This is a genomic window from Paenibacillus sp. J31P13, from assembly GCF_056269295.1.
This window is the reverse complement of the sequence record NZ_JBWDNR010000009.1, coordinates 169,492-183,842: the sequence shown is the minus strand read 5'-3', so window position 1 is coordinate 183,842 and position 14,351 is coordinate 169,492. Positions and strand designations below refer to the sequence as shown.

At 43.0% G+C, this 14,351-nt stretch carries 8 protein-coding genes; 1 reads left to right on the top strand and 7 read right to left on the bottom strand.

The features are described 5' to 3' along the window. The 3 genes from AC0YOD_RS24175 to AC0YOD_RS24165 form a co-directional block, all read right to left on the bottom strand. On the bottom strand, positions 1-3,746 hold a 3,746-nt coding region (locus AC0YOD_RS24175), incomplete at its 3' end, for an InlB B-repeat-containing protein (RefSeq protein WP_475801890.1). 186 nt (positions 3,747-3,932) lie between these two features. After that, a complete protein-coding gene (locus tag AC0YOD_RS24170) occupies positions 3,933-5,303 on the bottom strand; it encodes a DEAD/DEAH box helicase (protein ID WP_475801889.1) in 1,371 nt (456 codons plus the stop codon). Between the two features lie 161 nt (positions 5,304-5,464). Beyond that, positions 5,465-7,315 (bottom strand): LTA synthase family protein, encoded by a 1,851-nt coding sequence (locus tag AC0YOD_RS24165; protein ID WP_475801888.1) that lies wholly within the window; start codon positions 7,313-7,315, stop codon positions 5,465-5,467. 266 nt (positions 7,316-7,581) lie between these two features. Here AC0YOD_RS24165 and mbcS point away from each other — a divergent pair, with 266 nt between their 5' ends. Then, positions 7,582-9,177 carry an acyl-CoA synthetase MbcS gene (gene mbcS, locus AC0YOD_RS24160; RefSeq protein ID WP_475801900.1) on the top strand — a complete coding sequence of 532 codons (1,596 nt, stop codon included), beginning with the start codon at positions 7,582-7,584 and terminating at the stop codon, positions 9,175-9,177. A gap of 134 nt (positions 9,178-9,311) precedes the next feature. Here the strand turns inward: mbcS and AC0YOD_RS24155 are convergent, their stop codons facing one another. Genes AC0YOD_RS24155 through AC0YOD_RS24140 form a run of 4 tightly spaced genes read right to left on the bottom strand, consistent with a single transcriptional unit; the run spans position 9,312 to position 14,242 of the window. Then, the gene (locus AC0YOD_RS24155) at positions 9,312-10,358 is read right to left on the bottom strand and encodes a sensor histidine kinase (protein WP_475801887.1); all 1,047 of its coding nucleotides are present in this window, start codon (positions 10,356-10,358) and stop codon (positions 9,312-9,314) included. A 3-nt stretch (positions 10,359-10,361) separates the two neighbouring features. After that, on the bottom strand, positions 10,362-11,039 hold the full coding sequence (locus AC0YOD_RS24150) for a response regulator transcription factor (RefSeq protein ID WP_475801886.1): 678 nt from the start codon (positions 11,037-11,039) through the stop codon (positions 10,362-10,364). A 34-nt stretch (positions 11,040-11,073) separates the two neighbouring features. Beyond that, positions 11,074-13,554, bottom strand: coding sequence for an ABC transporter permease (locus AC0YOD_RS24145; protein WP_475801885.1), 2,481 nt, complete (start codon positions 13,552-13,554; stop codon positions 11,074-11,076). Beyond that, positions 13,541-14,242 (bottom strand): ABC transporter ATP-binding protein, encoded by a 702-nt coding sequence (locus tag AC0YOD_RS24140; protein WP_475801884.1) that lies wholly within the window; start codon positions 14,240-14,242, stop codon positions 13,541-13,543. Before AC0YOD_RS24140 ends, AC0YOD_RS24145 begins: the two co-directional genes overlap by 14 nt. Positions 14,243-14,351: the final 109 nt, after the last annotated feature.

Genomic DNA, 14,351 nt, shown 5'->3' with positions numbered 1-14,351 from the left:
GCAATCACTGTATTATAGTCTGCGCCCACATTCGCTACCGCACTGCCTCCATCTGTGTCAAAGCTTACTGCGTAGTTAATTGGTGTCCACTTCGCATAAAGAATCGTTGCACCCTCAACTTTATCTGTTGCAAAGTCCCATACATTCGTTAGACCAGATTCCTTATACCACCCACCAAAGGTGTAATGGGCTTTTGCTGGCGCGATCGGTGCAGCAATCACTGTATTATAGTCTGCGCCCACATTCGCTACCGCACTGCCTCCATCTGTGTCAAAGCTTACTGCGTAGTTAATTGGTGTCCACTTCGCATAAAGAATCGTTGCATCTTGAACCTTTTCCGTTGCAAAGTTCCATTCATTCTTTAAATTAGAATCCTTGTACCAGCCGTCAAACGTATAATGTGCTTTCGTTGGCGCTGTTGGTGCAGTGATTACCGTATTGTAATCAGCATTCACATTCGCTACCGCACTGCCTCCGTCTACATTAAAGCTGATGAGATAGTTATTAATCGTCCATTTCGCAAATAACTGCGTATCACCTAGCACCTTGTCTGCCGTAAAGTTCCATGCATTTGTTAGACTTGATTCCTTGTACCAACCACCAAACAAGTAATGTGCTTTCGTTGGTGCGATCGGTGCAGCAATCATCGAATTGTAGTCTGCGTCCACATTCGCTACTGTACTGCCACCATCTACTTCAAAGCTGACCTCGTAGGGAATCGGATTCCACTTCGCATAAAGAATCGTATCATTCTGAACTTTGTCAGCGGCAAAATTCCATGCATTTGCAAAACCGGATTCCTTGTACCAGCCACCAAAGGTATAATGGGCTTTTGTTGGCGCGATCGGTGCAGCAATCACTGTATTATAGTCTGCGCCCACATTCGCTACCGCACTGCCTCCATCTGTATCAAAGCTTATTGCGTAGTTAATTGGTGTCCACTTCGCATATAGGATCGTTGCGCCCTCAACTTTATCTGTTGCAAAGTCCCATACATTCGTTAGACCAGATTCCTTATACCAGCCACCAAAGGTGTAATGGCCTTTTGTTGGCGCGATCGGTGCAGCAATCACTGTATTATAGTCTGCGCCCATATTCGCTACCGCACTGCCTCCATCTGTGTCAAAGCTTACTGCGTAGTTAATTGGTGTCCACTTCGCATAAAGAATCATTGCATCTTGAACCTTTTCCGTTGCAAAGTTCCATTTATTCGTTAGACCTGATTCCTTGTACCAACCGCCGAAGTTGTAACCAGTCTTTGTTGGCGCGATTGGTGCCGAAATTGAAGTATTGTAATATGCGTTCACATTCGCTACCGCACTGCCGCCATCTACATCAAAGCTTATTGTATAGTTAATTGGCGTCCACTTCGCATAAAGAATCATTGCATCTTGAACTTTATCGGTTGCAAAGTTCCATTTATTCGTTAGATCTGATTCCTTGTACCAGCCATCAAACGTATAATGCTCTTTCGTTGGCTCTGTTGGTGCAGTAATCATCGTATCGTAATCAGCATTCACATTCGCTACCGCACTGCCTCCATCTACGTCATAGCTGATCACATAGTTAACAGGTGTCCACCTTGCATAGAGGATCATTGCGTCCTGAACTTTGTCTGTTGAAAAGTCCCATGTATTCGTTAGACCAGATTCCTTGTACCAGCCTCCAAAGGTATAATGGGCCTTCGTTGGTGCTGTTGGTGCAGCAATCACTGTGTCATAGTCTGCGTTCACATTCGCTACTAGACTGCCTCCATCTACATCAAAGCTAACCTCGTAACGATTAGGGGTCCACTTTGCATAAAGAATTGTTGCGTCTTGAACCTTATCGGTTGCAAAGCTCCATTCATTTGTTAGGCTAGATTCCTTATACCAGCCACCAAAAGTGTAATGGGCCTTCGTTGGCTCTGTTGGTGCAGTAATCACCGTGTCGTAGTCTGCATTCACATTCGCTACTGCACTTCCACCAGCTGTATTAAAACTTACCGTATAATTAATAGGTATCCACTTCGCATAAAGGATCGTTGCACCCTGAACTTTGGCTGTTGCAAAGTCCCATACATTCGTCAGACCAGATTCCTTATACCAGCCACCAAAGGTGTAATGAGCCTTTGTTGGTACGATAGGTGCAGTAATCACCGTGTTGTAGTCTGCGCCTACATTCGCTACTGTACTTCCTCCATCTACGTCAAAGCTGATCACATAGTTAACAGGTGTCCACTTCGCATAGAGGATCGTATCATTCTGAACTTTATCTGTCGTAAAGTCCCACGCGTTCGTTAGACTTGATTCTTTATACCAGCCACCAAAGGTGTAATGCTCTTTCGTTGGCGCGACCGGTTCAGCGATAATTGTATTATAGTTTGCGTTCACATTGGCTATCGTACTGCCTCCATCTACATCAAAGCTTACTGCGTAGCTAATTGGTACCCACTTTGCATAGATTGTCGTGCTGCTTGTGATTGTTTTTGTTGCAAAATCATACGGCGTCGCAAAACCTCCGTCTGCATACCACTTATCAAAGGTATACCCTGTCTTCGTTGGGTCCGCAGGTATGGCTGCCTTAGCACCATGATCGATTTGTTGCAAAGCGACTGGACTGCCTCCATCTACATCAAAGCTGACCGCATAGCTATTAATCGACCACTTAGCAAATAAAGTTGTATGGTCTAGTACCTTATCAGTCGTAAAGTTCCAAACATTCGTTAACCCTGAATCCGTATACCAGCCACCGAAGGTATAGTTCGCTTTTGTCGGTGCTGTTGGTGCAGTAATTATTGTATTGTAATCAGCATTCACACTCGCTACTGCACTGCCTCCATCTACATTGAAGTTTACAGCGTAGTTATTGGGTGTCCACTTGGCGTAAAGGATCTTATTTGCTGTTCCCATATTAAATACGGTATTCACAGCATAGTCTGTTCCACTTCCATCAGCTGCGCTATTCCAGCCTGCAAAAGTATATCCTGTCTTCGTTAAAGCTCCCGAATTGCCAAGTACAGTGACTTGCGACGCTTCTGCATAGGTGCCGTTGCTGTCTATTGGGGGTGTTCCATTTGAATTTCCATTACCGGAGTAGGTTAAAGTGAATTGAGGGGCTTCAAACACGAGATTATCAATAATGCCATACATATAATCTTGAGGAATAGGGTCAGTGTCTGTAAATCTAATTTGATCCACGTTTTTCCATGCATTTCCTATAAAGGTCAATTCCCCACCGGTATAATCTCCCGCAGCCGTATTATGCCTTGTCCAGGATACGACCGAGTTATTAGTTCCATAGGAAGTAGCCATTCCTTTTGCTGTTTTAAAATTGACCTGAGCGCTTGCAACCTCCACGCCATCATCATAGCCTGTTACCGTATAAATCTCAGAGAATCCGAAAGTATGATCATAAACTTCCATTTCTAATGAGCTCATTTTGAAATTATTTTCTTTAACTTCTGAAGCAAACTGAAAATAGGTTCCCGTTTGGTTTCCGACATATTTAAAAAACAAAACATTTCCGGAACCAATTGTTAATCCATTCTCCCATGAATCGACAGCAACTTGATCGTTCACAGAATCCGTAGAATAGACAATCCCATTCAAAGTCAAAGGACCGTTTATGTTACTAGCTGTACCTAATGCAACATTGTCAAAATTTTGATTTACGGGTGCCTGTGCTGCATTACCTATTGCAGACGATGCGACAAACAAAAGTATAATTGCCGTAAATAAAAAAAGCGACTTAAAGCGCTTACTCATACTGCTTCCTCCTAATGTTTTGTATTAATCATTTCTGACTAATTTTTTACAGTTTGAACTGTAACGGAATACCATTCGACAAATATCGGCAATTATCCTGCTGGGATTAATGAAACTCGACAAATATTTTTACAAAAAAAGGCACAGAGCATTTACTCTGTGCCTTTCGTATCTCAATATCAAAATTTAGTGTTCTCTGCTTGCTTTATTGCTTTTTTGAAACCATTCAGATTTTGGCTTACGTGCTGGAGCCTTGGATTTACCAGCAGGCTTAGATGACGCGTCCGTTGTTGTCCAAGGCGATTTATTAGCTGCTTTTACCGGCGCTTTTGCTGGTCCTTTTACCGGTGACTTTGATGGCGCCTTAGCAGGTGCTCTTCCCGATCCTGCTGCCGGTGCTTTTTTAGCCACTGGTTTATTCCGCATCGGGTAAGCATGGTCTGTCACTTCTGGTATAGACTTTCCGATCAGCTTCTCAATATCCTTCAAAAACGGAAGCTCATCTGCTTCACAAAAGGATATTGCAGTCCCGCTCATCCCTGCTCGGCCTGTACGGCCAATTCGGTGAACATAGGTTTCCGGAATATTAGGAAGATTGAAATTGAACACATGAGAAAGCTCATCCACATCAATTCCTCTTGCTGCGATATCCGTCGCTACCAAAACGCGCGTTGCTCCGCTTTTAAAATTTCTTAGCGCATTTTGACGCTCATTTTGAGATTTATTACCGTGAATCGCCTGAGCCGAAATATTCACCTTAGTCAGATCTCGCATAACGCGGTCAGCGCCGCGCTTTGTACGGGTAAACACGAGTGCTGATTTTATCGATTCATCCTTCAGCAGGTGATTCAGTTGATTTTGTTTGTTGCCGCCTTCTAACAAATAGATGGATTGCTCTATTCGATCCACAGTAGAAGATACCGGAGTAATTTCTACTTTCACTGGATTAACTAATAGCGTTTTGATCATTTTGGATATTTCCGGAGGCATCGTTGCCGAGAAGAAAAGAGTTTGCCTTTTGCTAGGCATCTTAGTAATAATTCTCTTCACGTCATGAATAAAGCCCATATCCAGCATTCTATCCGCTTCATCTAGAACTAATATTTTTACAAATTGCAAATCAATACGCTTTTGATTAATTAAATCAATAAGACGACCAGGAGTTGCAATAATAATATCTGCACCTTGGTTTAATGCCCGCTCTTGCGCCTTTTGAGAAACACCGCCAACAATAGCAGAACAACGGATATCGGTGTACTGGCTATATGCCTTAATGTTATCTGCAATCTGAATAGCAAGCTCTCTTGTCGGCGTTAGAATCAATGAGCTTATGCGACGCTGCGCATTCGAGCTGCTCTTCTGTTCGCTTAACAATTGAACAATTGGCACAGCAAATGCAGCCGTTTTACCTGTTCCTGTCTGAGCGCAGCCAAGCAAATCTCTACCTGCCAGCACAGCTGGAATTGACTGCTCCTGAATCGGAGTCGGTGCAGTATAGTTCTCTTTGCTTAAAGCTTTTAAAATCGTTGGTATAATACCTAAGTCGTTAAATGTCATGTTTCTCCTCAATTTCAACTACATATATTGTTAATCGTAAAACATCTCTTGTTGCGTCTCCACGAATCGGACTATTATGTCGTAACAAATAACGATAACACATATGAGTATGATAATAGAAGTGGAAATTTACGAGAGTATGAAAAAAAGATCATTTTTGGTTATTTATCCGGCAATTGTTCGACATAGTTATCGGATAGATTTAACAGCTTCAACGCACGGCTATACTGACTCTCAGTCGTCCCATGCTTCGTAATGCCATTGTCGGTCAGTTGATAATTTGTTCCATCTTCATAAGCGATACCCGGCAAATACATGTTGGTGTCATTAATAAATGATCCGGTAGGAAGAAAATGCCGCATAGGCAAAATATTCGTATTTTGGTTCAACAGATCCTCACCAAAATGAATTTGATCTTGCAGGGATATCCCCGTCAAATTCGCAACCGTAGGCAAGATGTCCACTTGACCGCCTGTCTTGTCAAAGACAGCTGGATAAGTTACGCCCGGCGCGGAAATAATAAACGGAATGTTGAACATGTCTGTATACCCATATTCTCTGCCGAGCAATTCCTTCATTAGGTCCTTTTCATCTGAGCTAAGCGAATAGAGCGGCAAGCCTTGATGATCTCCGTAGAATAATACGATACTGTCATCCCATATTCCTCGCTTCTTAAGATCATCAATGAAAAGTCCAACGGCATAGTCCGTATAGTTTTGTGCATGTATATAGTCACCGACTAAAGTGTCATCATATTTTGGGGACAATTTCATATGGTACTTGGACTCAGGCAGCTTATAAGGATGATGAGAGCTCATTGAAATAACTTGGGCATAGAAAGGCTTTGTATCCTTGTTCATTTTCTCAAGCTCATCTGCTGTCTTGGCATAGAGCACTTCATCAGAAGCACCGAAAGCAATATGATCATCATCTCCAAAGAAGCTTTGATCGTAATAATGTTCAAAACCGATAGCTTTGTAAAGCTCTTTACGGTTCCAAAAATCCACAGAGTTCGTGTGAAAAGTGGCAGTCGTATAACCATTCGCTGCAAGCAGCTTTGGCAAGCTTGGGAGTGATTTATCCACATAGTTCTTGATTGCCGGTTCATGCTGCGGTACATACAGTGATGTATTCACAACAAATTCGGCATCAGAAGTTGTCCCTTGACCCACCATCGTATAAAAATTATTAAAATAGAAATTTTCCTTTATCAGCTTATTCAGGTTCGGTGTAACTTCCTGTCCCTCAACCTTTAGGCCAAGCAAGAAGTTTTGAAAAGATTCCAGTTGAATGATAATGACATTCTTGCCTTTGTCAGCATCCCAGTAAGTTGATATTGGAGAATTTTTAATCCCTTTTAAATCATTTATTGCGTCTTGCGTGATTTCGCTGCGATCAACAAATTCCTTTTTCTGAGTCGAATCCTTGAAAATCGTATAAATTTCATAGCTTAGAATGCCCATTCCTTCAGCTTTCTTGTTCTCGTTCATGCTGGCTTGATTAGGCAAAATATTGAACACACATAGAGCGATTGAAACCACTAATGAAGCTAAAAGCACACGTTTATCCAATCGATTCATACCAAGCTTTTTAAGCTTGCGAACTGTTTTAGGTCTGAACATAAATACCCCGAAGACGATAATATCTATAAAGATTAACAAGTAATATGGGTCAAGTAAGGAATACGTACTCTCTCCAACCTTTGTCACCTTATCCGCTTGACTAAGTGCATGATAAGTCGCAATAATTCCATAATATTTGTAATACATGAGGACTGAGAAATAAATGACCGTTACTAGCAAATTGACAACCATGTAGTAGAGAAATTTACGCTTGGACGCAAACCATTCAATAAAGAAGAAAACAAGCCATAGAATAGGAATCTCTGTTAACCATGTTAATAGAGAAGGACCGTTATCAAAGATGACGAACCAAGCTAAAGAACTCTTAAGAAGAAGAATGATTGTAAACGTAATAAATGGTCTGTTGCGAAGCCATTGATATAAAGGCAAATCGGACGCCTTCCTTCTATATACGCACCAAAAAACCTGTTAATGAATTTAGGACAGATTCGATAGGTAACGTATTATTTTAGTAGTAAAGTAAATTTAGACTAGATGTATTATGAGCCATTTGCATCCTATTGTCAAAGGCAACTTTTACAATACAGTCACAAAACATTCTTGAAGTGATTATACAGCGCTAGCTTCTGAAATCTAGGGATCATGCTATACTTATGTTATTGATTCTAACCAACACTTTGTTATAGGAGATGCTCATTTTGGATAATCTGCAATGGATCGCACCCGAGTACTACAACATCACATCGGAAATGGAAATGCATCCTTCCGATAAACTTGCTCTTAAATGGTTAAGTGAACAAGGGGACTATAAGGAAATTACATACGGTGAGCTGCGTAAGCAGGCTAATCAGCTCGCGGGTGGATTAGCAGGCCTCGGTCTTCGCCAAGGAGATCGTGTTCTGGTCATGGTTCCAAGAAGAATTATCTCTTATGTCATCTATTTGGCTTGTCTCAAGCTGGGACTTGCCGTTATACCTTCCTCCGAGATGCTTCGGGCCAAAGATTTATCATATCGTCTTCAGCATTCTGAAGCCAAAGCGGTCATTGCATGGTCCGAAATCTCGCATGAAGTCGATAAAATTGAAGAAGATATCCCGGATCTTCGATATCGCATTTCCGTTTCTGACCATGGAGGAGAGACGGAAGCAGGCTGGCTGGATATTGAAAAGTTAATGCTCGGTCAGTCCGATACCTTCACTGCAGTAAATAGTCGCAGAGATGATATCGCTATTCTTGCCTATACCTCCGGAACGACTGGCAACCCGAAAGCTGTCGTTCATACGCATGGTTGGGGTTATGCTCATTTGCGTATCACATCTTCACTATGGCTCGATATTCGCGAATCCGATACCGTCTGGGCAACCGCTGCGCCAGGCTGGCAAAAATGGATTTGGAGCCCTTTCTTAACCGTTCTAGGGAACGGGGCGACCGGCTTCGTATACAATGGGTCGTTCCAATCTGAACGGTACTTACAGCTCTTACAGGAGCAAGGTATCCAAGTACTGTGCTGCACACCAACGGAATATCGCTTAATGGCTAAGACGGAAGGCTTGCAGCAGTATGACTTGTCTCAGCTGCGCTGTGCTGTCTCCGCTGGAGAACCCTTAAATCAAGAGGTCATCAGCACCTTCCAGCGGAACTTCGATATTACCATTCGCGACGGTTATGGACAAACAGAGAGCACACTGATCATCGGTACGCTCAAGGACACTCCCATTCGAGCAGGCTCCATGGGCAAGTCAATTGCTCCAGGACTTGTAGAGGTCATAGATGAAGATGGAAAACCGCTACCTGCGGGAGTCGTTGGAGATATTGCCGTGCATTTGAGCATGCCTGCTTTGTTCCAGACCTATTACAAAGACCCTGAACGAAAAGACATTTGCTCGCACGGGGATTATTTCATAACAGGTGACCGGGCACGGAAGGACGAGGACGGTTATTTCTGGTTCGAAGGCCGCGGCGATGATATCATCATCAGCTCTGGCTACACAATCGGTCCCTTCGAAGTCGAAGATGCTCTCTTAAAGCATCCCTCAGTCAAGGAGTGTGCTGTTGTTGCGAGCCCCGATGAAATTCGCGGTCATATTGTTAAAGCCTTTATCGTGCTGAAAGACGGATCATACGGATCTCCTGAACTAGTTAAGGAACTGCAATCCCATGTCAAAGAGTGGACAGCCCCTTATAAATATCCGCGCAAAATTGAATTCATACAGGATCTACCGAAGACGTCCTCAGGTAAAATACGGAGAATAGAGCTTCGTGAGCAAGAAAATCGTTCAACGCAAAAGTAATCTTGTGGAGAGCCGGTTCCAGGTAATGAAGAAAAGAGAGGCGAAAGCCTTTCTTTTTTTTTTATTTCTTCTGCTGTTTTCACACTTACAAGCAACGGGGTCTAGGGCTGACATTAAAGCAGCGATTCTTCCAGTCATCTCGCTTTGATGTCATTCATCCCGCTAATCGGAATAAATAGCGAGAACAAACTTCCCTTACCCAGCTCAGAGCTCACCTTCATATAGCCGCCCTGCTCCATAATAATCTTTCTGGTCAAATACAATCCAATGCCAACACCTTGCGTATACTTGGCATCAGCTCCGCGATAAAAGCGTTTGAATATATCACTAATTTCATGCTGGGGTATGCCCATTCCATTATCCTCGATATCAATTCTAGCAAACAGCTCATATTTCTGAATGGTGATGATCACGATTCCTGCTTCAGCAGTGTATTTCACTGCATTTTCAAGTACGTTCACTAGCGCTTCCCCTGTCCATTTGACATCATGAAGCAGCTTAGCCCCTTGCTCACCGCCAAATCGGATCTCCACACCCTTTGCTTCTGCACTCGGATAAACCTGCTTGATTGCGCCAAGTATCGTGTCGCGGATATCATGCTCCTCCGCATGGATCGTAATAATCCCGCTTTCAAGTCGGGACATCTTAATCAAGCTGTCCATCAGCCACGTCAGCTTCTCCGTCTGGCTTAACAGAATCTCTGTAAATTGCTGACGCTTATCAGCTGCTAGAGCGCTATCCATAAGCAATCCGTTATACATGTTCAGATTGGCGAGGGGTGTTTTTAACTGATGGGCAATATCCGAAATCAGTGATTTCATCTCTTCGCTTTCCTCTTTATAACGCAGCTTGCTCATCCTTAGAATACTGGTTAGCTTCAGAACCTGCTCCTGCAGCTTCGATAACATATTGTCTTCAAATAAAGGGAACTCTTCGCGTCCCTGCATATCAATAATTGATTGAATGGTTTCGGAGAGCTTGAGCAGGGTAAGTGACATTTGGTTCCGAATAGCCAGCATACACCATATAAGTATACAGGCTGCTGCCACTGCAAATAGAATTGATATTTTGATTACGACACTGCTTGCTTCACTGTAGATTAACAGGTAAAAAAATAAACTGCACGAGATAACATAAAGCGCCGTGCTAGTCATAATGATGCGGGTAAAGGAGCTTTTCATCATTCACTCCCCCCACGTATAGCCGATGCCAAAGACTGTTTTTATATAGATGCAATGTTTCGCATCATCTTCTATTTTATTGCGCAGCCGTTTGATATTTACACTGAGCGTGTTCTCATCGACAAAATCACTGTCCAAATCCCACAGCTTCTCAAGTATGAGCTGCCTTGTCAGCACCTGCTTATCATGCTGGGTAAGAATGCACAGCAGCTTATACTCGGTGGTCGTTAGCTTAATCTCAAAATTTCCCTTGTACACCTTCATTTTGTCATAGTGAATGGTCAAATCCTTATAGGTGAACAATTGCGAATTATCTTCCCTGCCGCTCCTGCGCAAAACCGCCTTCAGGCGTTGATATAATACTTCTACACTAAACGGCTTGGCGATATAATCATCTGCACCATTTTTGAAGCCCTCAAGCATGTCCTCTTCCGTATCTTTGGCTGTCAAAAATATAATAGGGACATCCGAGCTTTGACGGATATCCTTGCACAGTTCAATACCGCTTCTGCCCGGCAGGTTAATATCAAGAAGAATGAGGTGAATGTCATGGCTTCGGAAGGCAATGAGCGCCTCTTCACTTGAAAAAGCAGATATCGTATCATATTTTTCCTTAGCGAGCGCAAAGGAAAGCCCTTCATTTAATAAACGATCATCCTCGACAATTAACAGCCTGGCCATGACATTCACCTCCTTTTTTTACTATTATATCCTCTTACTCGCCCTCCCTCAATCGTTCCACAATACTCAGCTTCCTCGTCCTGTTATAGGCGATGATGGGTACACTCAGACAAACCCCGAATACAAGCACGAATGCAGTAAGCAAAGGAATGGTTGGGAAGGCGTAGATGGCATAATCCGCTTCTTGGGAAAAGAGATAGAAAGCACCATAACTGATGAGTGTGCCTAAAGATGCGATCAATGATAGTGATATAACTGCATAGCCTATTCCCTCCAGCAGCAGCATCTTACGCAGTTGACGCTTCGTCATGCCAATGCTCTCCATCACAGCAAGCTCATGCTTGCGTACCACTACACTCGTAACCATCGTACTAATAAAATTCAGTATCCCAATAAAGGCTAGAAGCAGTGTAACGGCACCGCCTAAAATGTAGAAGGTGATCTTGGCAGATTCCATTTTCTCCGCCCACTGCAGCTTTGACGTCAGTTCTATCTCTCGGTCGCCTCCGATTAATGCTTTCAATTGATCTTGAACTGCTGGCTGCTGCTCTTTATCGGCCATAATATTCATTTTGTACATTATGGGGTCTTTAATCAGCTTCTCTATAACACTTTGACTGACGTACACATTAGGCGCCATACCGCCGTAAGGACTTTCAAACTGTGGTCCAACAAATCCTCCAATTTCTAGATTTGCCCCCTCTCCACTCGGCAATTCAATCGAGAAATCATCGCCTAGCGTAATAGCGTCTCCCCGTGCGCCTAGCAGAGCAATTTCACCTTTTTTGAATCTTTCCACATCAATCGGTGTTTCCAAATCCTTATTTAATTCCGTAATATACTTATCATCAATCCCAATAAGCAGCGACCAAAATATATCACCCGCTATTATTTGCTCATCTGTTAGCCGCTCTGAACTGAACATTTCAGTAAACTGATCTACATATTTTCCGAATACCTGAGGTGAATATTTAATTTTGATCGATTCCACATAGGTTTTCCTGACATCGGTAACGCCTTCCGTATGCTGAACAGCCTCAACAAACGCCTCCGTTAATTTTTGCTTAGTCTCAGCCTGATAGCCGGCGCTGGCCGTTTGGTTAACCACTTCAAAATCATTTTCCAAATAGCTAGCAATAAAATTATCGGTATTCATGCTTAGCACAAGCGTATTAATCGTCAGGAAAATCGTAAGACCGAGGAATAGAGAGAGAAACACAGTAACTGCCCGCTTCTTATCTCTGAAAATATTTCGCATCGCCATGCGGTGGAGCTTGGAGCCATGCTTGCCCTTTTTTGCACGTGTTCTCACATACTTCTGAGCTTCAATCGGTGAGATCTTCCCAGCAATACGAGCCGGCTTCCTGCATCCGGCCATTGTTGTCATCCATGCAAATAATGCTGCTCCCATATAAATGACCGGATGGAAAGATATTTCAATATCCGTGTCTATGGTGAACGCGCTAAGCGCCATCGGAACCGCAACGAATGAGGTGATGAGACTCGCAGCAAGTCCAAGCGGTATGCCTATCCACGCTAATTTGACGGCTTGACCGTTAACCATTTTCTTCACTTGTTTTGGCGTCATGCCTATCGTTTTCAGCAAGCCGTAAAATTTAGTATCCGTAGATATAGAAATGTAGAGCACATTGTAAATAAGCAAATATCCGCTCAGCATAACAAACAAGACAATACCTGCAATCCCAGCCCCCGTTGCTATTTTTGAGCTATTTTCATTATTGCTTTCCGTGTAGTTGATCAGCTCTTGCTCTGCACTAAGCTTTAAATCCTGCTGCAGTTTTTCCAGCTCTTTTTTTACATTGGTTCCGCTTTTAAATTGTAGAGATGCAGCATCCGACTTATTGATATCCATCCCTGCGGACTCAGCAAAGGCATGGGATACGATAATCATCCCTTTATTGCCAACGTTCAGTTGTGAATAATCATCATACCAACCGCTCAGAACAAATGACTCCTTATGCTCCTGTGATCCATCAGCACCCCCGAGAGTATGATAGCTCAAGGGGAAAGTCATGCCGATCTTCGGCTCTGTTACACCTAATTTATCTAAAATCCAAGTCGGCACAATGATTTCATTAAACTTCTCTGGATAAGCATTCCATTTGTTTCCAAGCAAAGGAGCCCTCATCGTCTCCCATTCTGTATGATCGAACCACTGCATACGAATATCCGCATCGTCCAGTTCTCCAGCAGGAATCACTTTACCTGCCTCGCCGTTCAATCCTACCTTTTTCACATTAGGCGATTTTTTCAATTGCTCAATTTGCTTATGAGAAGGATGAATAAGTGCTGCGTCTGCTTTTGTACCGATCATTTTGAGCTGCTGCATATCCAAGGTCTTCATATAACTCATCCCGATACTAAATACGGAGGTGAGCAGCCACGTAGTCATGAGAATCGCCAATATCACATAACGATTTCTCGTACGATTGGCCTTCAAGCTTCTGCGGATTAGTTTTTTGATGATGGGCTTATTGGAATTAGGAAACATCATGCGTGTTCCCCCCAATCACCTTACCGTCACCAATGCGGATGATCGTATCGGCGAGTTGGGCGATTTCTTCACTATGCGTGATCATCACCATCGTCTGATTAAACTGTTTGCTTGTTACCTTTAATAATCCGATCACTTCCTGACTTGTTCGACTATCCAAATTACCTGTAGGCTCGTCCGCTAGAATGATAGACGGCTTCGTCGCCAGCGCTCGGGCAATCGCTACCCTTTGCTGCTGTCCGCCAGACAATTGACTAGGAAGGTTATCCAGCTTTTGCGACAGACCTAACGTTTTAACAATATGCTCTAGGAATGAATGATCGATCTTATTCCCGTCCAGCTCAATCGGCAGCACAATATTCTCATACACATTAAGAATGGGAACGAGGTTGTATTGTTGAAAAACAAATCCAATCTTCCTTCTCCTGAACACCGTCAGTTCATCATCATTCATATCAAAGATAGATTTGCCGTCTACGATAACTTGTCCGCTTGTCGCTCTATCCAAACCACCCAACATATGCAATAGTGTGGACTTTCCGCTTCCTGAGGTTCCTACAATAGCAGCGAACTCTCCCTCTTTGATTTCAATATTGATGCCATCAAGCGCCTTGACCTCATTGGATTCCTTCCCATATATCTTCCTAAGATCAACCGTTTGCAAAATACTAATGATGATCCGCTCCATCCTGTAATTTGATTTACAGTCTGAATTATACCCATCTCATCTTACATTCTTGTGACAAGGATGATTAAAGCAAAAAGAAGCTTCTCACAAGTTCGATGAACGGATGTGA